17 protein-coding genes, 1 other RNA gene and 1 riboswitch are annotated in these 21475 nt (G+C 35.6%); of the genes, 9 read left to right on the top strand and 9 right to left on the bottom strand.

Going from position 1 to position 21475, the window contains the following annotated elements:
* Positions 1-7 precede the first annotated feature (7 nt).
* The 5 genes from cobT (at position 8) to I5M07_RS15345 (ending at position 6241) form a co-directional block, all read left to right on the top strand.
* Positions 8-1693: a nicotinate-nucleotide--dimethylbenzimidazole phosphoribosyltransferase gene (gene cobT, locus I5M07_RS15365; protein ID WP_200107334.1), complete on the top strand. Its 1686-nt coding sequence runs from the start codon at positions 8-10 to the stop codon at positions 1691-1693.
* A gap of 3 nt (positions 1694-1696) precedes the next feature.
* Entirely contained in the window at positions 1697-2491 is a 795-nt protein-coding gene (locus I5M07_RS15360; RefSeq protein ID WP_200107333.1) for an adenosylcobinamide-GDP ribazoletransferase, read from the top strand.
* Positions 2476-3039, top strand: coding sequence for an alpha-ribazole phosphatase (gene cobC, locus I5M07_RS15355; protein WP_200107332.1), 564 nt, complete (start codon positions 2476-2478; stop codon positions 3037-3039). The genes I5M07_RS15360 and cobC overlap by 16 nt, the downstream gene beginning before the upstream one ends.
* Before the next feature lie 64 nt (positions 3040-3103).
* Positions 3104-3299: riboswitch (cobalamin riboswitch) on the top strand.
* A gap of 28 nt (positions 3300-3327) precedes the next feature.
* Complete coding sequence (locus tag I5M07_RS15350; protein WP_200107331.1) at positions 3328-5181, top strand: TonB-dependent receptor plug domain-containing protein; 1854 nt, start codon at positions 3328-3330, stop codon at positions 5179-5181.
* Positions 5182-5185: 4 nt separating this feature from the next.
* Positions 5186-6241 carry a YncE family protein gene (locus I5M07_RS15345; RefSeq protein ID WP_200107330.1) on the top strand — a complete coding sequence of 352 codons (1056 nt, stop codon included), beginning with the start codon at positions 5186-5188 and terminating at the stop codon, positions 6239-6241.
* A gap of 55 nt (positions 6242-6296) precedes the next feature.
* On the opposite strand, the gene I5M07_RS15340 is transcribed toward I5M07_RS15345, so the two are convergent.
* Positions 6297-7745, bottom strand: coding sequence for a S41 family peptidase (locus tag I5M07_RS15340; protein ID WP_200107329.1), 1449 nt, complete (start codon positions 7743-7745; stop codon positions 6297-6299).
* Positions 7746-8007: 262 nt separating this feature from the next.
* Between I5M07_RS15340 and I5M07_RS15335 the strand changes: the two genes are divergently transcribed.
* Complete coding sequence (locus I5M07_RS15335) at positions 8008-8532, top strand: DUF4252 domain-containing protein (protein ID WP_200107327.1); 525 nt, start codon at positions 8008-8010, stop codon at positions 8530-8532.
* A 73-nt stretch (positions 8533-8605) separates the two neighbouring features.
* Here the strand turns inward: I5M07_RS15335 and rny are convergent, their stop codons facing one another.
* From rny to I5M07_RS15315, 4 genes are all read right to left on the bottom strand, one after another.
* The gene (gene rny, locus I5M07_RS15330) at positions 8606-10168 is read right to left on the bottom strand and encodes a ribonuclease Y (RefSeq protein WP_200107326.1); all 1563 of its coding nucleotides are present in this window, start codon (positions 10166-10168) and stop codon (positions 8606-8608) included.
* 53 nt (positions 10169-10221) lie between these two features.
* Positions 10222-10328, bottom strand: a non-coding RNA gene (ssrS, locus tag I5M07_RS15325) — 6S RNA.
* Between the two features lie 54 nt (positions 10329-10382).
* Positions 10383-10676, bottom strand: coding sequence for a cell division protein ZapA (locus I5M07_RS15320; protein WP_200107325.1), 294 nt, complete (start codon positions 10674-10676; stop codon positions 10383-10385).
* Between the two features lie 4 nt (positions 10677-10680).
* On the bottom strand, positions 10681-10971 hold the full coding sequence (locus I5M07_RS15315) for a hypothetical protein (protein ID WP_200107324.1): 291 nt from the start codon (positions 10969-10971) through the stop codon (positions 10681-10683).
* Between the two features lie 173 nt (positions 10972-11144).
* On the opposite strand from I5M07_RS15315, the gene I5M07_RS15310 reads away from it, so the two are divergent.
* The 3 genes from I5M07_RS15310 to I5M07_RS15300 all read left to right on the top strand — a co-directional run bounded on the left by I5M07_RS15310 (position 11145) and on the right by I5M07_RS15300 (position 16115).
* Positions 11145-12833, top strand: a complete 1689-nt coding sequence (locus I5M07_RS15310; protein ID WP_200107323.1) for a M23 family metallopeptidase — start codon at positions 11145-11147, stop codon at positions 12831-12833.
* A 12-nt stretch (positions 12834-12845) separates the two neighbouring features.
* Complete coding sequence (locus tag I5M07_RS15305; protein ID WP_233622083.1) at positions 12846-15299, top strand: TonB-dependent receptor; 2454 nt, start codon at positions 12846-12848, stop codon at positions 15297-15299.
* A gap of 93 nt (positions 15300-15392) precedes the next feature.
* Complete coding sequence (locus tag I5M07_RS15300) at positions 15393-16115, top strand: CREC-EF hand family protein (RefSeq protein WP_200107321.1); 723 nt, start codon at positions 15393-15395, stop codon at positions 16113-16115.
* Between the two features lie 50 nt (positions 16116-16165).
* Here I5M07_RS15300 and I5M07_RS15295 read toward each other — a convergent pair whose 3' ends face one another.
* The 4 genes from I5M07_RS15295 to I5M07_RS15280 are packed head-to-tail and all read right to left on the bottom strand — an operon-like array spanning position 16166 to position 21472.
* Positions 16166-16867, bottom strand: coding sequence for a DUF2971 domain-containing protein (locus I5M07_RS15295; protein WP_200107320.1), 702 nt, complete (start codon positions 16865-16867; stop codon positions 16166-16168).
* A gap of 35 nt (positions 16868-16902) precedes the next feature.
* Positions 16903-18732, bottom strand: coding sequence for an ABC transporter ATP-binding protein (locus I5M07_RS15290; protein WP_200107319.1), 1830 nt, complete (start codon positions 18730-18732; stop codon positions 16903-16905).
* A 4-nt stretch (positions 18733-18736) separates the two neighbouring features.
* A complete protein-coding gene (locus tag I5M07_RS15285; RefSeq protein WP_200107318.1) occupies positions 18737-20464 on the bottom strand; it encodes a phospho-sugar mutase in 1728 nt (575 codons plus the stop codon).
* A 51-nt stretch (positions 20465-20515) separates the two neighbouring features.
* Entirely contained in the window at positions 20516-21472 is a 957-nt protein-coding gene (locus tag I5M07_RS15280; RefSeq protein ID WP_200107317.1) for a glycosyltransferase family 2 protein, read from the bottom strand.
* Positions 21473-21475 lie beyond the last annotated feature (3 nt).

Raw genomic sequence — 21475 nt, 5'->3', positions numbered from 1 at the left:
GAATTTTATGAGTCAGTTAGATGATATTATGCAATCACGAAGAGATACTCGTCATTTTACCGATGAGCCTGTTCCGGAGCACGTACTCGAAAAAGCGTTGCAAGCCGGACATTGGGCCCCATCGGTGGGTTTAACAGATGCTACTCGTTATTATATCATCAAATCGGATAAGGTAAAAAAAGCAATCAAATCACTCTTCTTAGATTATAATGAAAAAGCGAGTGACCTAACCGATGATGCTACTCAAAAAAGCAAATACAAATCGTTGAAATTAGAAGCGATTGAAGAAGCCCCAATTGGCATGGTCATAGCATACGACCGCTCGGTTTTAAACAGTTTTACCATTGGGACTGTGGGCAGCAATGAAGCAGTAAAATTCAGTTCTGTTTGTGCCGCGCAGAATATTTGGCTTTCCTTAACCGAACAAGGTTTTGGTATGGGTTGGGTTTCGATAATCAATTATTATCAATTTAAAAAAATCCTAAATTTACCCGAAAACATTGAGCCGCTAGGTTATTTTTGCATAGGTAAGCCCGCCACAAATTACGACAACCAGCCCATGTTGCAACAATTGCAATGGAAACAAAAATCGGAATTACCGGCGGTTACCGAAATTTCAGAAATAAATGAATTGGTGCAAACTCAATTGCAAATTCAAAAAGAAAAACAAAATGCCACACCCCAAATTTCTGCTGAAAGTATTCAAACCAAAATTGATCAAAAAACAAAACCATTAGGTTCATTAGGCAAACTCGAAAAAATTGCTTTTCAAATTGCTTCGGTTTTTCAAACCTTAACTCTTACGCTTCAAAAACCACATTTGGTCGTATTTGCAGCCGATCACGGTATAGCGAACCAAGGTGTTAGTGCTTATCCGCAAAATGTTACGCGCCAAATGGTAGCCAATTTTTTAGACAATGGTGCTGCTATTACTGTATTTTGCCAACAAAATCACATTCAATTTTGTATTGTCGATGCAGGCGTTAATTACGACTTTCCTACCAACACAAAACTGATTAATGCGAAAATTGACAAAGGAACACAGTCTTTTTTAACCACTTCGGCAATGACACTTGCTGAGCTCGAGTTGTGTTTTGAAGGGGGTAAAAACACTATAAATACAATTGCTAAAACGGGTTGTAATTGCATTGGATTTGGCGAAATGGGAATTGGCAATACCTCTTCGGCCTCGGCCTTGATGCATATTTTAACCCAATTCCCAATCGAAGAATGCGTAGGAAGAGGAACTGGAATTAGCATGGACAAATGGCATCATAAAGTACATATTTTACAAACAGCACTCTCCAACTTCGATGGAAAACCCGATTTAAAATCGAAACTTGCTCATTTTGGAGGTTTCGAAATCATGCAAATGGCCGGTGGTATGTTGGCTGCTTTTGAAAACAACATGCTGATTTTAGTTGACGGTTTTATTTGTACGGTAGCTTTTTTAATAGCCAAAACCTTCTCACCCAACATTCAAAAAAATGCTATATTTTGCCATCAATCGGCCGAAAAACCACATCAAAAATTATTACAATTCTTAGAAGCCGAACCTGTATTGGATTTGGATTTACGCTTGGGTGAAGGCACTGGTTGTGCTTTGGCCTTCCCTATTATCCAATCGGCAGTGGCTTTTTTTAACGAAATGGCCAGTTTTGAAAGTGCTGGAATTAGTCAGAAAGAAGATTAAAACATGAAAAAACAACTCCATTTATTTTTTACCGCGCTCCTATTTTACACCCGAATTCCTTGTCCGAAACATATCGATCATCACCCTGATTCTTTAAACAAACCCAGTCGCTATTTTCCGCTAATTGGCTGGATTGTTGGATTTATTTTCTTCGGAATTTTCTACCTCAGTTCGTTGCTTTTTGATACGAACATTGCAATTGTTTTGGCATTAATAGCCAGTATTTTGACCACAGGCGCCTTTCATGAAGATGGTTTTGCCGACGTATGCGATGGTTTTGGCGGTGGATGGACCAAAGAAAAAATCCTGCATATCATGAAAGACAGCGCAATAGGTGCCTATGGCGCCATTGGTTTGGTTCTTTTATTTCTATTGAAATTCACCGTTTTACTCCAATTGTTTTCGATTAGCTCGCAATTGAATAACGCGTTCTTGATTTTGGCTTTGTTGTGTATTAGCGGTCATTCCATTAGTCGGTTGGCGGCCATTAGCATTGTATTTACACATCAATATGTGCGCGAAGATGCCTTGAGCAAAAGCAAACCCATTGCACAACATTATAGTTGGAAAGAAGTTGCGGGCGCTTTTTTCTTTGGCTTAGTACCTTTGTGTATTTTGGCTTTTTTCGAATGGAAAATGCTGTTGGTTTTATTACCCATTTGGATTACCCGAAGTTATTTAGCTCATTATTTCACCAAATGGATTGGCGGTTATACGGGTGATTGTTTGGGAGCCACACAACAAGTTTGTGAAATTATTTTTTATCTTTCGGTTATAGGATTATGGAAATTTATTTAGTCCGACATACCGAAACGGTTGTTCCCAAAGGAATTTGCTATGGCCAAACCGATGTAGCAATTGCGCAGCCGTATGATACTGCTTTTGAAAAAATAGCAACACAACTTCCTCATAATGCCGTTTTATTTTCTAGTCCGCTACAGCGTTGTTTGCAGCTAGCCCACTATTTACAGCTACACAACAAAACAGAAAAAATACAAGTGGATGCTCGCCTGATGGAAATGCATTTTGGTGATTGGGAAATGCAAGCTTGGAACGAAATTCCGACAGAGATACTCAATCCGTGGATGACCGATTTTGTTTCGGTTGCGGTGCCAAATGGCGAATCGTTTGAAAAATTACATCAAAGAGTACTTGATTTTATAGAATCTGAAATTAAGAATCTGTCAACCCAAAATGTCATTATAGTAGCGCACGCGGGAATTATTCGGAGCATCTTATGTTATTTTGAACAAATTCCTTTAGCAGAAGCCTTTGCTACTAAAGTAGATTTTGGAGCAGTTATCCGAACGGAATATCCTTTATCTCATTCGGAATCAAAACTATAAAGTTCAACTACTATTTTGTTTATTATTTTGAATAAAAAACACAACAAAGCTACTATTTAACAGTATATTTGCAGCGCGTTTAGGTTGTGCTATTTTTGCACATTAAAAGGGAATCAAGTGTAAAACTTGAGCTGTACCCGCAACTGTAAGCTTAGTTCGAAAACGAATGTTTGTTGGTCACTACAAGCCACTGCTCGGTAGAGTGGGAAGGAAATCAACAAAACGCGAGCCAGGAGACCTGCCTTTTTGCATTAAAATCGAACTCTCGGGAAAAAGAGTTTAGAAAATATGACAGCAAAAAAATACATCCTTTTATTAGTGCTCTTTGTTAGCCAACTGATTTTAGCCCAACACGATAGCATCAATCGGTTGCAAGAAGTATTGGTGTCTGACCGTAACTTACAGCAATTTTCGGAAAGCCAAACGATTTTACAATTTAACGACTCTACCCTCACGCAAAACGAAGCGTTATTAACTGATTTACTTAACTTTAATTCTACACTGTATTTTAAAGAATACGGTCGTGGCATGCTTTCGACAGTCGCTTTTAGGGGCACGACGGCCTCCCAAACTGCAGTAATTTGGAACGGCATCAATATCAATTCGCAAATGAATGGCAGTACCGATTTTAATACTATTTCGGGAGCCGATTTCAATTCGGTTAGCGTAAAAGCAGGTGGAGGAAGTGTGATTTACGGAAGTGGCGCGATAGGAGGTTCTGTGCATTTGAATACCGATTTAGCATTTGGAAATCGGTTTGAGAATCAATTAAAAATAGATTACGGCAGTTTTAACACACAGGGTATTCATTATAAAACGAATTATACCACCCAAAAATGGAGTACCCAAGTTGGTTTTTCTCGAAACAGTTCTACCAACGATTACGATTATATTGGTCGATACAATTGGAAAGGAGAGCCATTATGGAATCAAAATGGGGAATACGAAATAATTGGTTTTAATGCCAATCTTGCCTATCAATTAAATGAAACGAACTTACTCCAATTTTACAGTCAAACTTCCAATACCGACCGAAATACGTCGTTAGTTTCTCCAACTGAAACCAAATCCAAATATGTAAATGGTTTTAATCGCAATTTAGTTTCGTATACGGGTAATTTTAATGGATTAACGACCAACTTAAAAATGGCTTACATTACTGAGGATTATCACTATTTTCCCGAAATAGAGTCACCTAATTACACCTATGGAAAAACGACAAGTTGGATTTCTAAAGCCGATTTGGGCTATCACATTACAAAAAACTTCAACCTAAACGGAATAGTCGATTACACCAAAACAAAGGGTTATGGAAGTGGATTTGGCGATCACAGTCGCGACATAACTTCGGTTGCTCTTTTGACTAAACAACAAATTACCGATCGATGGCAAACCGAGTATGGTATTCGAAAAGAGTTTACTACCAATTACAAATCGCCTGTTTTATTTTCGGTTGGTTCGACTGTTGGCTTTGGAAATTTTTATCATTTAAAAATCAATTTATCTCGAAATTTTCGTATTCCCACTTTTAATGATTTGTATTGGGAAGAAGGCGGAAACCCCGATTTAAAACCCGAAAATTCGTACCAAGCTGAAATCGGAAATGTTTTTAGCTTCAAAAAAATCAGTCTTACACAAACCTTTTATTATTATAAAATAGATGATTTGCTGCGTTGGGTTCCGGCTAATAACGGCATTTGGGCTCCTCAAAACACCGATAAAGTAAACAGTTACGGAACAGAAACCTTATTGAATTGGAATACGCATTTTGGCGAAAATCATATCAGCTGCAATGCTACTTATGCTTATACTGTATCGGAAAATAGAGAAACCAAAAAGCAGCTTTTTTTTGTTCCCTATCATAAAACCACAGCTTCTATAGCTTATGGTTACAAAAAAGCAGCAATTACGTATCAGTTTTTATATAACGGAATGGTGTTTACACAGTCGGACAATGATCCAAGTAAAATTGTTCCGGCCTATACAGTTTCGAATATAGGAATTGATTATGATTTGAAATTTCTAAACACTTTTAAAATCGGCTTTCAAGTTTTAAACCTATGGAATTCGGCATACGAAAGCCTCGAAAATAGACCCATGCCTGGGCGAAATTATAACCTGTACTTAAACCTTAAATTTTAATATTATGAAACTCACTAAATTGTTAGTAGTAGCTTTATGCACCTCGCTTTTTATTTCTTGTTCCGATGACGATGATAAAACCAACGACCCAAAAGGGGTTTATGATAATGGTGTGTTTATCTTAAACGAAGGAAATTCGAGCGGTGGTTCTGTTTCTTTTTTAAGCGATGATCAAAGCACTTTTACCGCAAATGTGTACAGCACCGTAAACGGAAACGACTATATTGGTACTTATTTGCAGCACATTTTTTTTGATGGCGATAAAGCCTATATTATTGCGGGAGGATCCAATGTAATTAACGTTGTAAACCGTTACACTTTTCAATTGCTTGCTAAAATTGAGAGCGGATTAAAAACTCCTCGTTATGGTGTAGTGAAAGATGGAAAAGCCTACGTTACCAATGCCAACACCTATGCGTATGCCAATCCAGAAACAGGTGACACCGACGATTTTATAGCGGTTATCGATTTAAAAACCAATAAGGTAGAATCTACAATTCCGTTAAACGGCACAGCCAACCGTATTGAGTTGGCAAACAACAAACTATACGTTTCAGAACCTTACAGTAGTGATGCCATTATTGTGGTGAATCCGAACACCAATCAAGTAGAAAGTAGAATTGCCATTGGTTATGATGCTGATACAATGGAAGAAGAAGACGGAATTTTATACGTAATGAGAAGTCCGTATGGTAACCGAAGTGAAATTGTAAAAATAAAATTAGCTGATAATTCTATTTCAAAAGTTACATTAGGCGCATCCCTTGATGGTGCAAAAAATCTAGACATAGAAAATGATGTTATTTATTTTACCGTAAATACCGGGGTTTATCAAATGAATCGTACTGCTACTACAGCACCTACTACTCCTGTTTTTGAATATACATCCACTTCTGATTACGGAAAAATGTATGGTTTTGCCGTTAACGATGGTCGTATTTATATTGCCGATGGAGGCGATTTTGCTTCCAACAGCAAAGCTTATATTTACTCTTTAAACGGCACACTCGAAAAAGAACTTACCGTGGGTGTAGGTCCAAATGGTTTTTATTTTAATTAATTATTTGTTTTTAGTTGTACCAAAAACGGCTTTCCAAATGGAAAGCCATTTTTTTTTATTGTTGTAAAGCACGCAAAAGTCCTTCGGGTGCTTTTTCAATGTACATTTGGTTGCGGTTAAACATCGCTTTGGTATCACTAAATCTTTTAAAAGTATAAAACGATTGTGATGCTACTTTACCAGTTCCGGTTATTTTTGAAATGGCGCTACTTAAAAGCGGCTCGTTTACATCGCCTAAAATACCTAAATTATTTAAGTTTTCTTTCAAACTAAAATCTGGCGATATTCCATTAAAATAATCTCCTTCGTCTTCTGCATTTACAATTTTCAGTACAATTGGCTGCATGGCATATTTATGAGACGGATTTACATTTTCTTTTAAAAAGGTAGGCGAATCATAAAGCGTTACCGAACCTACATTTTTACCTGTAGTCACGTCGCCAATTTGCACTACAGTCATATACGGTTTCAATCCGTTAATCACCAATTCACTTGCCGATGCCGTACTGGCTGTTGTCAAAATATAAACCTTACTTAAACTTAAACTGTTTACCGGATTACCGTTTACCACATCCACAAAATAATTTTTTAACATTTCGGGATCTTCGCTATTGAAATATTCCATGATTTTAGCATTCCATTCTTCTTTCGCGAAAACTTTATCTTTTGTTTGACCCGAAATCATAGTAGCCAAACGCGTTGCCGTTTGTACAGATCCTCCACCATTGTAACGTAAATCCAAAACAAAATCGGTTACACCAGCTGCTTTAAAATTACCAAAAACGGTATTCAGTTCTGCATCATAATCCGGGTAGAAACCATTGTACATCAAATAACCAATTTTATGATTTCCCGATTCAATTACTTTCTGAATCAAAATTGGGTTTTCAGCCAATACAGAATTCGAAAGAATTATTGTTTTTCCATTTGGAACAATTGTCGCATTAGTTAAATCGGCTAAATTTAATGTGTAATTTTCTAAATTTAATAAGGACTGGTAATTGTTTACCGTAAGTTGGGTTCCGTTAACGCCATAAAAAAGCATCCCTCGTTGTACATTTTTTGTTGCCGCATTTGAGTTTGGCACCACATATTTTACGTAACCAAAAATTTCAGAATTGCTATTCGGTTTATACGATAAGCCAAATTCCATTCCGTTTGAGGTTACAATTCCTTGAAACGATTGCTCTAAAACCGTATAATCATCAACCATCCAACTAAAACGGTCGATATTAGGCGCAACTCGCAAAGCGTCAAACAAATCAAATGGATCATCAAAATTTGCCAAAAATTTATTCAATTCATTTTGATTAGTGAAGCGATTATCTGCCAAGTTAGGCACATCTTTTTGCCATAAATAATATTGGTTGAGTCCTTTCCAAATAAAATCCTGCACTTCTAGATTTTCTTCTTTAGTCAAATCAACATCGTCTTGATCTTGACAGGAAAACAAAGAAGCAAAAACTAATAATGCCGCTGCAACAATTTTTATAGTAGATTTCATATAACGCTATAGATATAGGGTGTTAACGTAAAAGTATGATAATTAGTTTTAATTTCACATTTATTTAACAACAAAAAACGAGCCAAAAATTTTTATTGTTATAAAATAAATATAGAAAAGCCGCCTCTTTTTAAAACCTATTGAAAATTGATTGGTATATTAGCATTAGAATTAGAAGAGCATCGAACAATTTATGGCATGATTATCGATTTCCTATTCTACTAATTGGTGCTTTTAATAGCCCATTTAAAATCTAAGTAATATGAAAAAATCAATATTAAGCTTTGTGTTGGTTGCGACCACGAGTATCTTTTATGCACAAAGCACTTTAGACAAATACGATGGCATGGATGATGTAAACACCATCCTTGTTAACAAAAAAATGTTTGAACTGATGAGTAAAGTCCATGCCGATAGTAACGATGCTCAAATGCAAAACTATTTAAACCTCACCAAAAAAATTGATGATTTAAAAGTTTTCAGCACCACCAATCCAAATGTGGGTCAAGAAATGAAAATAACGGCCGAGAACTATATTAAAACAACCAATTTAAACCAGTTAAAACAAATTAAAGAAGGGAATAAAATAGCAACCGTTTACACCGATTCAGGGGCAACGAATGCGCAAGTAAAAGAATTGTTTATGTTTGTTAACAGTCCTGAAAACGGAGAGTCGGTTTTAATGGATGTAAAAGGCAATTTTAATTTGAACGAAATTGGTTTACTAATTGATAAAATGCAAATTCCTGGCGGTGCCTATTTAAAACAAGCAACCGGACAACCTTAATTTCAGCAAAATGATTTCATAAAAAAAGGGATTGACATGATATCAATCCCTTTTTTATATAATTAAATCGGTCTTATTTGGCAATATTAACCGCTCTAGTTTCTCTGATTACAGTCACTTTAACCTGACCAGGATAGGTCATTTCGGTCTGAATTTTTTGAGAAATTTCAAAAGATAGATTAGCGGCATTGTCATCAGAAACTTTTTCACTTTCTACAATCACACGCAGTTCTCTACCGGCTTGAATTGCATAGGCGCTTTTTACACCTCCAAATCCATAAGCAACTTCTTCTAAATCTTTTAAACGTTGGATATACGAATCCAAAACCTGTCTTCTAGCACCTGGTCTTGCACCTGAAATAGCATCGCAAACCTGAATAATTGGTGCTAATAATGATTTCATTTCGATTTCATCGTGGTGCGCTCCAATTGCATTGCATACTTCTTCTTTTTCTCCATATTTTTCAGCCCATTGCATTCCTAATAATGCGTGAGGTAAATCACTTTCGGCATCTGGCACTTTACCAATATCGTGCAATAATCCAGCTCTTTTGGCTAATTTTACATTCAGTCCTAATTCTGCCGCCATAATACCACAAAGCTTAGAAACTTCTCTGGAGTGTTGCAATAAATTTTGTCCATAAGAAGAACGGTATTTCATACGTCCAACCACTTTAATCAATTCTGGGTGCAAACCGTGAATTCCTAAATCGATTACCGTACGCTTTCCAACTTCAATGATTTCATCATCAATTTGTTTGGTCGTTTTAGCCACCACTTCTTCGATACGCGCTGGGTGAATACGACCATCTGTAACCAATTTATGCAATGACAAACGTGCAATCTCTCTACGAACAGGATCAAAACAGGAAAGAATAATCGCTTCTGGCGTATCATCTACTATAATTTCTACTCCTGTTGCCGCTTCCAAAGCGCGAATATTACGTCCTTCACGACCAATAATTCTACCTTTTACATCATCCGATTCGATATTAAAAACCGATACACAGTTTTCTACCGCCTCTTCGGTACCTACTCGTTGAATGGTGTTGATGATTATTTTTTTAGCCTCTTGTTGCGCTGTCAATTTTGCTTCTTCGATCGTATCTTGGATGTGCGACATAGCTTTGCTTTTCGCCTCTGCTTTTAATCCTTCTACTAATTGTTCTTTGGCTTCTTCGGCAGAAAGTCCCGAAATTACTTCTAATTGTTGCAACTGACTTTTATGCAAACGTTCTACTTCGGCTTGTTTTTTCTCTAAAACCTCAATTTTAGATTGAAATTCGGACGTTTTACTCTCTAAATCGTCGTTTGCTTTTTTTGCTTTTGACAATTCATTTGATATTTGAGATTCTTTATCACGAACTCTTTTTTCTACTTCGGCTACTTTTTTATCACGCGTTAAGATTACTTGTTCGTGCTCTGCTTTAAGTTCAATGAATTTTTCTTTTGCTTGAAGAATTTTGTCTTTTTTAATGTTTTCTGCTTCAAGATTGGCATCTTTTATAATAGAAACGGCTTCTTTTTTTGCATTTTTGATCAAATTCGAGATATTACTCTTTTCAATGATTTTTGCAATTCCGAATCCTGCTACTATTCCGCCAATGACTGAAAGTATAATTGTGATTATGTCCATGGTTTGTTTAAAAAATTTATATATAAAAAAAGCCTACATTAGGTTGCTTGTATAAACTCGTAAAGACAAGTTTTGAGCTAACTCGTTGTTCAAGCTTCCAAACTAAATTGGCTTGCTATAGTAACGATGATTCGCTCATTCTAAATTGTTAGTGTTGAGTTTACCAAATGTGAACTAATGTAGGCAGTATCTTAGTTAATGTAAAGAACGTATATTATTGATCGAGATATTGATCTAAAATTAAATTAATTTTTTTAATTCGGTCAATGGCTTCTGTACCATCAATGGCATTATCTAATTGTTTTTGTTCTACTTGTGCGGCAAATTGCAAGGCACACATAGCCAAAACATCTTGTTTATCACGAACGGCATAATTTTCTTCAAATTGCTTAATCATGCTATCAATTTTTTTTGAAGCACTTCGAAGTCCTTCTTCTTGATTGAGTTCCACCGTTAAGGGGTACACTCTATCGGCTATTGATATTTTAATTTTAAGCTTTTCGTTCATGTTATTAGTCTGATAATTGCGCTATACAGTAATCAATTTCTCGAATTAATGAATTTATTTTAAGCTTAGTCTCTCTCTTATTATCCTCGCTGCCCAATAACGAATTGGCCATTTTAAGTGTATCATATTGCTTTTGCAAAGCTTCAATCTGTTGTGATTGTTTTTGTATAATAGCTGCAGCTTTTTGAATCTCTAAACGTAATTCTTGATTGTTTTGCTCTATCTTTTTGGTCTTATTCAAGAGCTTTTCAAGCTTATTTTCAAGAGTATCAATTATTTCTGCAATTACACTCATTTTAGCACATTTCATTACTTAATCATACAAAGTTAGTATTCCTTTTTATTATTGCAATGTTTTATCGATTTTTTTAAAATAAAAAAATAATATGTGTATTTTATCCTGTATTTATTTGATTTTATTACGTTTTTTTTTGCTTTGTTTTTTTTACCTTAGCCAAAACCTAATTTATGAGATTCCTTTTTTTAGCGCTTTTGAGCTGCCAATTGATGATGGCACAAAATAATTATCCAAAAGATTATTTTGCCTCTCCCCTAGAAATTCCGCTGCAACTTTCAGCCAATTTTGGTGAACTCAGAACCAATCATTTTCATGCTGGTTTTGATATCCGAACCCAACAACGAACTGGTTTAAAAGTATTATCGGCAGCCGATGGTTACGTATCTCGAATTAAAATTGGGACTTATGGCGGCGGAAAAACACTATATATTACCCATCCAAATGGCTACACTACCGTTTATTGCCATTTGAGCAGTGGTGTAGGAGAAATCGAAAATTACATCAAAAAAGCACAATACCAACAGCAAGCTTATGAAGTAGAACTTTTTTTAAAACCCAATGAATTACCAGTGCAAAAAGGGCAAATTATAGCCCTTTCGGGAAATACAGGTGGCTCTGGTGGTCCCCATTTGCATTTTGAAATACGCGATTCTAAAACCGAAAAAATCATCAACCCGATGTTATTTGGTTTTGACCAAAGTTTTAAAGACACGCAAAAACCCATTTTATCTACGCTTTATGTGTACCCAATTAATGAAAACACAACTGTAAACCAATCACGCCGACCGCTGGTATTGAATGTGAAATTACAATCTGATGGTTCTTATTTGGCCGACCATGTAGCCAGTAATGGTAAAATCGGATTTGGCATAACGGTTCGCGACAAAGACAATGTTTCACCTTTTAAATATGGTGTGTACAAAGTAGCTTCTTTTTTTAACGGAAATTGCAATTACGAATACACTTTCGACACCTATTCGTTTGACGAAATGCGCTACATAAACGCTTTAATGGATTATGAAAAGTACAAAACAACAGGGCAAAAAGTGCAACAACTTTTTATGCGAAAAAAATTCCCATTAAGCATTATTAAAACCGATGAAAATAACGGAATTTTAACCATTGTTCCCAATTTAGCTTCGACGTATCGAATTGAAGTTTCGGATTTTTATGGCAACACCACCACCATTCATATTCCGATTCAATATGATTCGCTTCCGGCTATCGTTCCCGAAGAAAAAACGGCTGCTAAATACCCAATTAATTCAGACAAAGACAGTATGTTCGAAAAAGAGAATGTGACCGTATTTTTTCCGAAAGGTACTTTTTACAATGATTTTAACCTCAATTTTGACGTAATAGATAATAAAGCCATCATACACGACGAAACTGTTCCGGTTCACTCCTATTACATCATAACCATGACCGACAAAAATTTTGGCGCTGGCAACAGAGATAAAGTTTTTATTGGAGGCGTAGACGGAAAGCGAATTGATTTTAACAGCACTACTTTACAAAATGATGTTTTTACAGCAAAAGTTCGAAATCTTGGTCAATTTCAATTGGCTATAGACACGATTGCTCCAACTGTAAAAATCACCAAATCAATTGAAGGAAAAGACATTAAAAACCAAAAAAACATCGAATTTATTATTAACGATAATTTATCCGGAATCAAATCGTATAATGGTTATTTAAACGGTAAATGGATTCTATTTGAATACGAGTATAAAAACCGAAAAATTACTCATAATCTCGATGACGGCATGGTGGCAACTGGCGCAAATGATTTAAAATTGATTGTAACCGATAATGTGGGAAATTCGACTACCTTTGAAACGCAATTTTTAAAAAATTAAAACCCCAATCGATTGAATACGTTCAAAATAGCCTTCCTATGTTTTTTTGCTGGATTAGGATTTTCGGTAAGTGCACAAAATGCCTTTGTTAAAGGTGTTATTTTAGATTCCAATCAGACCACTGTCGAAAACGTAAATATTAATTGTTCCGGAAAACAAACGCAATCTCAAAAAGATGGTTCGTACACTATTGAAGTTCCTTCAAACAAAAAAGTAACTTTAATTTTCACACATCTTTCTTTGAAAATGATAACGCTTCAGTTGCAGTTACAACCTAATGAATATTACGTTTTTAATCCTGTAATGAAAGAAGAAACCGAACAAATTGGAGAGGTAGTCATCACACAATCCAACTCTAAGCGGGTTAACGGAATTGTTTCTTTGAGTACCGCAACGGTTCGGAAAATTCCAGGAGCAAACGAAGGCATTGAAAATGTTTTAAAAACTTTACCAGGGGTAAATTCTAACAACGAATTCAGTACACAATACGCAGTGCGAGGCGGAAATTATGATGAAAATTTAGTTTACGTAAATGACATCGAAGTGTACCGCCCTTTTTTAATTCGTTCCGGACAACAAGAGGGTTTGAGTTTTATTAATACCGATTTAGTTCAAAACATTGATTTTTCGGCTGGCGGATTTCAAGCCAAATACGGCGACAAACTTTCCTCTGTATTAGACATTACGTACCGAAAACCAACTGAATTTTCGAGCTATTTACAAGCGAGTTTATTAGGCGTTAACGCAGGTTTTGATTTTGTTTCAAAAAATAAAAAGTGGAGTGGCGTTACCGGAGTTCGCTATCGCAACAACAGCATGTTGGTTAACAGTCAAGATACCCAAACCAATTATACTCCGACTTTTTTAGATGCACAAACCAATATTAATTATCAGGTTTCAGACCAGTGGGAGCTGAGTTTTTTAGGAGCCGTTTCTCAAAATAAATACCTCTACCAACCTTTAACTCGCGAAACCAAATTTGGTACAATAGATCAACCTTTAACCTTAGCAATTTATTATGAAGGTCGAGAAAAAAATGAATACGAAACTTATTTTGGCGCTGTTAAATCAACTCACAAACTTTCAGAAAGCAGCACCATTAAAGTAATTGGTTCTTTGTATCACACTACCGAACAAGAACATTATGATATTTTAGGTCAATACCTTTTAAAACCTACCAATGCCGAAGTAGGGGATGTAGATTATGCAACCGGAATTGGCTCGCAACTTAACCATGCCCGCAATGATTTGGATGCTTTAATTGCGAATATCGAATTAAAAGGAAATCATTTTTGGAATCAAAACAGTGTTGAATGGGGTGTTAAATATACCCGAGAATCTATCCGTGACAGGATAAACGAATGGGAAGTAATTGATTCGGCCGGATTTTCGATAAACCCACCCATTTTGGATTTTCCGAATAATAACCAACCCTATAGCGCTTATACAGGGCCAATAGTTCCTTATCAAAACCGAAACGCAACCAATTTTAATACCATTAATCGCTACTCGGGATTTGTACAATGGAATCAAAAAAGCAACCTTGGTAACAATCAAATTTGGTATAATGCTGGAGTTCGTTTTCAGGATTGGCAAGTTTCGGGAGCATCTATTTCAGGTGATACTCAATTGGTATTTAGTCCGAGAGCACAAATTGCACTTCAACCCAATTGGACTGCCAATATGGTTTTCAGACTATCGGGTGGATTGTATTATCAACCCCCTTTTTACCGAGAACTTCGCGATTACAATGGAGATGTGCAACCCAATGTAAAAGCACAACAATCGGCTCAAATTGTATTAGGCAATGATTATCAGTTTAAAATGTGGCAACGCCCATTTAAGTTGGTCAGCGAAATCTATTATAAATCACTCAACGATGTCAACGTTTACAATATTGATAACGTCCGTATTCGGTACATCGCCAATAACAACGCCAAAGCCTACGCACAAGGACTCGATTTACGTTTGAATGGGGAGTTTGTTCCTGGCACCGAATCTTGGTTGAGTTTTGGATATTTAAAGACCGAAGAAAACTACGACAACAAAGGGTATATTGCACGACCAACCGATCAACGTTTGAAGTTCGCTCTTTTGTTTCAGGATTATATGCCGGCTATTCCAAGTGTAAAAATTTATTTGAACTTGGTTTACAACACCGGACTTCCGGGCGGGGCTCCCTCCTATTCGGATCCATATTTGTATCAAAACCGACTTAACGATTACCGAAGAGCTGATGTTGGATTTTCTAAAGTTTTTATCGATGCCAATACCATTCGAAACAAACAAAATTGGCTGAATAATTTTAAAGAATTGGCTGTAGGCTTAGAAATTTTCAATCTTTTCAACAATCAAAATGCCATTACCAATACTTGGGTTCGCGATGTATATTCTAAAAACGAATATGCTATTCCTAATTATATGACCTCGAGGGTTTTTAATGTAAAAGTAAATATGCGCCTATAATCGAGAGGAATAAATTACACCGCAAAAATTAAGGATTAACATTTTTAATAATTCAAATTCCTTACATTTGAAATTATATTTAAGAAAAATAAAATGAAACAATTTCCATTTTTCATAAGCGCCGTTTTAGCTTTATGCTTGGCAAGTTGCAAAGAGCAAGCACCCGAGCAACCCAAAGTGACTTACGATGCTAAAACCAGCAAAATAACAACCAAAATAGATTCTTCTCAAATAGCTGTTGCCGACTTACCCATTCAAATGCAGGGCACGCAATATCTTATTCATCCTGTAGGCGATTTAAGTGTGTACGAGCGAGGTGTAAAAGCCCGCTACGGGAGTTCGAGTGTAAACGATTTGAGTTTTACCATATCCAATTTGGGCGAATATGAAATTACTGGTTATTTACAAAATCTTAAATTTCAAAGAATTGATTCGGATTCGATTAGACCGTTGACAGACAAACCCGCTTTAATTTTGACAGCTACTTATTTGAAACCAATTGCTGATAAAACGAACAACCAAATTATGGTTTACACCATGATTGATACCGACACCAATCAAGATGGAAAAATTGACACTGGGGACATTAAAGCACTGTATTTAAGCTATATGGGTGGCGATAATTTTACCAAAAAGTCAGCAGATTTTCAGGAATTAATTGATTGGAATTTGGTTGAGTTTAAAAACCGTTTGTATTTTAGAACCATAGAAGACACCAACAAAAACGGACAATTTGACAAAAATGATGTCTTACATTACAATTATATTGAGTTGAACTCTACTAAATGGGAAGTAAAAAATTATCAACCTATTTGATTTTTTCTATGAAGAAAAGCAAACCACTCCGATAAAAACGAGTGGTTTTTTTATATCAAAATATCACTTTCTAAGTCAGATTTTTCGATGGCAATATCAAAATCAAGCTGCTTCATTAACTCAATGACCAGTTTTTTATACCAATTTTCCGATTTGGGATGAATGTATAATTTTTCGATAAGGTGTTGCAAATCTACATTGATTTTTAAGCCGTCATTCAGTTTTTGTCCGGTGTGCGAAGTATCGGTAATAATGCGAACTTCTCGTTCATATTGAAAACTTTTTCGTTTGAACAAAAAAGGAAAAAACAAATCATCAAACGGAATGTATTCTTTTTTGTAATCGATATAATTTACTTCACCAATATATTGATTGAAATTATTTTCCGGATTTAAAGCCTTTTGCAAACGACCAACCGTTGATTGTATGGCCAAGCCTTCGCTATTTTGAGTAAAAATTTGCCACATGGCAAAGGATTCGTATTCGTTAATATGCCAGCTACTAATAGCCACATGTTCGCGATGTGTCTTGTAATATTTTAAAAAGTCCGGATTATTTTCGGCTAATTTTTTAATTTCACCAAAAGTAGGTTCGCTAAAAGTGCCTTCGTACTGATCTTCAAATTTATCCGAACGCGACATGAATAATTTTTTAGAAAGCAGTAAATCTAAAAACTTAGACAAATCCAAATATTTCCATACTACCGTATCGGGGTCATCAGGCAATTTAATATTAGGATGTTTGACATACATGCTAGGCTATTTTTGTAGTTTAAATTTACTTTAAATTATTCAAACGACTGCATGCTTACCAATTTATTGTACATCCCATTACGTTTAATTAACTCATCATGACTGCCTTGCTCTACAATTTGCCCTTTTTGCATCACCACAATGATATCCGCTTTTTGAATGGTCGATAAACGGTGAGCAATAACTACTGAAGTTCGGTTTTGCATCATATTTTCGAGCGCAACTTGTACTAATTTTTCGCTTTCGGTATCCAAAGCCGAAGTTGCTTCGTCTAAAACCATAATCGGTGGATTTTTCAAAACCGCTCTTGCTATTGACAAACGTTGTTTTTGACCTCCCGATAATTTGTTGCCACTATCTCCTACATTGGTTTCGATGCCTAACGGTAAATCTTTAACAAATTCATAGGCATTGGCAATTTTTAATGCTTCGATAATTTCTTCATCGGTTGCTCCGGGTTTTCCTAAAGCAATATTGTATTTGATGGTATCATTAAACAAAATAGAATCCTGCGTAACCAAGCCCATCAAATCCCGAAGCGATTGCATTGACAAGTCTTTAATATCGACATTATCAATCGTAATTTTACCTTCGTTAACATCGTAAAAACGAGTTAATAAATTGGCAATAGTACTTTTTCCTGAACCCGATTGTCCTACAAGCGCTACTGTTTTTCCTTTCGGAATTTCGAGTGTAAACTGCTTCAGCACATTTTCTTTTTCGTATCGGAAATTAATATTTTCTAAACGAATGGCATCGTCAAACGTTTCTTTGTTTATGGCATTCGGTTTATCTACGATTATATTTTCCTGATCCATCAAACTAAAGACTCTTTCGGCAGCAGCCAATCCTGTTTTCACCTGATAAGAAGCTCTTGAAATGGCTTTTGCAGGCGTTAAAATTGTGTAAGCCAACGCAATATAAGTAATAAACGTTGCCGATGTAATCGATTTATCTTCTACCACCAGTTGCGCACCAAACCACAACAAAACGGCGATAGTGACAATTCCTAAAAATTCACTCAAAGGCGAAGCTAGATTATTCTTGTTCCCAATACTATTAGAAAGACGTAACAATCGATTTATCGAATCGTCAAATTTTTGAATGAACGATTTTTCGGCATTGTAACCTTTTACCACTTTTAGTCCACCTAAAGTCTCATCGACAATAGAAATAAAAATACCATTTTCGTTTTGGGCTTTAATGGATTTGTGTTTCAAATTTTTCCCGATTCTCGAAATAATTATTCCTGAAACCGGAATAAAAACAAAAACAAACAACGTTAATTTAGGACTGATAATAAACATTGTCACGATAGAAAATAAAATCGTTAACGGTTCGCGCACCACCAATTCTAATATTTGAAAAAAGGAATTTTGGACATCGTTGATATCGCCCAACATTCGCGCCATTACATCACCCTTTCTTTTTTCGGAATAATAGGAAACAGGTAAACTTACAATTTTTGCATATAATTTTTGACGCATATCCCTCAGCACTCCATTTCTTAATCGAGTCACATGATAAGAAGCAAAATAATTGGTAATATTCTTTAAAAAAGCAGTGATTATAATTATGGAAATAACAAACAATAGCGCTATTTTAAAACCACTATTTTCTGTTAAAATGGTTATTTGATAGTTCAAATACTCCTCGGCAAAACCTTTTATATGTCCAATACCTGTATAAATGGGCGCTTGGTGGACTTTTTTATTAAGACCAAAAAGTACATTTAAAGTTGGTATCATCGATACCATTAATAAGGTTGAAAAAAGGGCATAGAAAATATTAAAAAACACATTTAGGTAAATGTGTTTTTTATAATTGGCTACAAAAGGAATAAGCTTTTTTAAATTATTATCCATTATTTTATTTTAGTTGCATTTCCGAAATTATAGAGGCAATTTTTTGGTCTAAAAAGGCCTCTGCTTCTGTAATTTCACTCACATTTTCGATAGCAGCATTTACGCTGATATAAAATTTAATTTTGGGCTCGGTACCACTTGGTCGTGCACATATTTTAGAGCCGTCTTCGGTATAATAAATCAAGACATTTGATTTTGGAAAAGTCAAATCAGAAACCTCTTGAGTCAATAAATTTAAAGCAGTTGATGATTGGTAATCTTCTACCATAATAACACGTTGTCCGTTTATTTCTTTCATCGGATTTTCGCGTAAATCGACCATCATTTGATTGATTTCTTGAAGTCCTTCCATTCCTTTTTTTGTCAAAGAAACCAAATACTCTTTATAAAAACCATTTTCTACATACAATTGTTGTAATTCTTGGTATACACTACTCCCTTTCGCTTTGGCTTGTGCGGCCACTTCGCAAATTAACAAAGTAGCAGCCACAGCATCTTTATCGCGAACCGCATCTCCAACCATGAAACCAAAACTTTCTTCTCCTCCACCAATAAACTCGAGTTCTGGAAAATCTTTTATCATTTTGGCAATCCATTTAAAGCCGGTTAAACCAACTTTACATTCTACACCATAACTGCTAGCCAATTCCATAATCATTGGAGTAGATACGATAGTAGACCCTACAAATTGCTTGCCATTTAATTTTCCGGCTTTTTTCCATTCTTTCAACAAAAAAGAAGTCATTAAAACCATGGTTTGATTCCCGTTTAACAAAATCATTTTACCATCATTATTTCGAACTGCTACTCCCAATCGGTCACAATCGGGATCAGTGCCCACTACGATATCAGCATTGGTTTTTTCGGCCAAAGCCAAAGCCATCGTTAACGCCTCAGGCTCTTCGGGATTAGGTGATTTTACAGTAGGGAAATCACCATTAGGCTCGGCTTGTTCTGGCACAATATGTACGTTTTTATAACCTGCCGTTTCTAAAACCGCCGGGATTGATTTAATAGAAGTCCCGTGCAAAGAGGTAAACACAATTTCTAATTCATCTTTGGCACTTTGAGGTGTATTAAAACTAGCATTTTCAATAGATGATTTTATAAAAGCGTTGTCAATTTCGGTATTGATGTATTCGATTAAATTATCTTGTGCTGCAAATTTAATTTGGTCGTAGTTCAGTTTTTCTATGGCATTGATAATAGCCGCATCTTCTGGTGGTACTATTTGTCCGCCATCTTGCCAATATACTTTATATCCGTTGTATTCTGGCGGATTATGTGATGCTGTTAATACGATTCCGCATTGACATTTTAGGTGTTTCAGCGCAAAAGACAACTCGGGTGTTGGTCTTAATTCTGAAAACAAATACACTTTGATTCCGTTTGCCGAAAACACATCCGCAACGATTTTTGCCAACGTATCACTATTATGACGACAATCGTATGCAATTACAACTTTAATTTCTTGATTTGGAAAAACTTCGTGTAAGTAATTAGACAAACCTTGGGTATTTTTACCGAGCGTGTATTTGTTAATTCGGTTATCACCAACACCCATAACACCCCGCATACCACCGGTTCCGAACTCTAAATCTTTATAAAAACTATCTTCTAGTTCTTTAGGAGCCGTTGTCATTAATTCATTTACTTCTTCTTGTGTTTTGGCATCAAAAGCTGGTGTTAACCACTTGTTTACCGCATCTAAAATAGTTGGTTCAATATTCATAATGTCGTGTATTTAAAATAATACTTTTGCTTGGTTAGCTTTATTTACTAATTAAAAATTTAATTCTTTTCCTATTTTATACCGCGCTTCGTTATTTTTGGTTCTTAAAATAATTTCGCCTAAAAATCCTGCCAAAAACAATTGAGTTCCTAAAATCATGGTAGTGAGTGCAATAAAAAACCACGGATTTCGGGTTACCAAACTATAATGCATATCGTTATACAACGAATACAATTTCATGGCACCGATATAAAAAGCCAGAAAAAAACCAATAAAAAACATCAAAGAACCGACTGCTCCAAATAAATGCATGGGTCTTTTTCCGAAACGCGATAAAAACCAGATTGTAATTAAATCGAGAAATCCGTTTATAAAACGCTCCATCCCGAATTTGGTTTCGCCGTATTTACGGGCTTGGTGTTGTACCACTTTTTCTCCAATTTTAGGAAAACCAGCATTTTTAGCCAAAACAGGAATATAACGGTGCATTTCACCCGAAACTTCAACATTTTTAACCACTACATTTTTATAGGCTTTTAATCCGCAATTAAAATCATTTAATTGCACGCCTGATGTTTTGCGAGCCGCCCAATTGAATAATTTAGAAGGAATATTTTTGGCAACCACCGAATCATACCTTTTTTTCTTCCAACCTGATACCAAATCGTATTTTTGTTTGATAATCATATCATAAAGATCTGGGATCTCTTCGGGACTATCTTGTAAATCGGCATCCATAGTAATGATAACATCACCTTGTGCTTTTGCAAATCCTGCGTGTAGGGCTTGCGATTTTCCAAAATTTTTCATGAACCGAATTCCTTTTACATTGGGGTTTTCTTGCGAAAATTGTTCAATAATTGCCCAAGAATTGTCGCTACTTCCATCATCAACAAAAATAATTTCGTAACTGTAATTGTTTACTTGCATCACTTTAACAATCCAAGTATAAAGTTCTTGCAACGATTCTGCTTCGTTTAAAAGCGGTATTAATATGGATAAATTCATTTA

The sequence above is a fragment of the Flavobacterium agrisoli genome, from assembly GCF_016522065.1.
Lineage (GTDB): Bacteria > Bacteroidota > Bacteroidia > Flavobacteriales > Flavobacteriaceae > Flavobacterium > Flavobacterium agrisoli.
The sequence above is the reverse complement of the archived record's forward strand: the minus strand, read 5'-3'. Positions and strand labels throughout refer to the sequence as shown.